This is a genomic window from Microvirga sesbaniae (genome assembly GCF_025460805.1).
Taxonomy (GTDB): Bacteria; Pseudomonadota; Alphaproteobacteria; order Rhizobiales; family Beijerinckiaceae; genus Microvirga; species Microvirga sesbaniae.
On record NZ_JAMXFJ010000134.1, the window covers coordinates 1 to 617 of the forward strand.

General features: G+C 68.4%; 1 protein-coding gene. It reads left to right on the plus strand.

Annotated elements, in window-relative coordinates; translation table 11 throughout:
- On the plus strand, nucleotides 1-588 hold a 588-nt coding region (locus OCW50_RS33150), incomplete at its 5' end, for a bifunctional enoyl-CoA hydratase/phosphate acetyltransferase (RefSeq protein WP_262300413.1).
- Nucleotides 589-617: the final 29 nt, after the last annotated feature.

The following is a 617-nucleotide window of genomic DNA, read 5'->3' on the forward strand; positions in this document are numbered from 1 at the left end:
CTGCGCACCGCCCGCCGGATCAGCCACTGCTTCGTCATGGACGTTCCGACCCATGAGACCGCGCTGATCATCACCGACGCGGCCGTGAACATCGCCCCGACCCTGGAGGACAAGGTTCACATCGTGCAGAACGCCATCGACCTCGCCCGGGCCCTCCGGGTCGATCCCGTGCGCGTCGCGATCCTGTCGGCCATGGAGACCGTGAACCCGAAGGTGCCCTCCACCATCGAGGCCGCGGCGTTGTGCAAGATGGCTGACCGCGGGCAGATCACCGGCGGCATTCTCGACGGGCCGCTCGCCCTCGATAACGCCATCGACCTCGGCGCGGCCAAGATCAAGAAGATCGAGTCGCCCGTCGCAGGGCAGGCCAACGTCCTCGTGGTGCCGGATCTCGAGGCGGGCAACATGCTGGCCAAGAGCCTGACCTTCCTGGCCGACGCCGATGCGGCCGGCATCGTGCTCGGCGCCCGCGTGCCGGTCATCCTCACCAGCCGGGCGGACTCGACGATCACCCGACTGGCGTCCTGCGCGGTCGCTTCGCTGGTCGCGGACGCGCAGCGCGCAAAGCTCGCCATCCCGGAGGTCTGAGCCATGATCCCCGTCCTCATCGTCCTCAA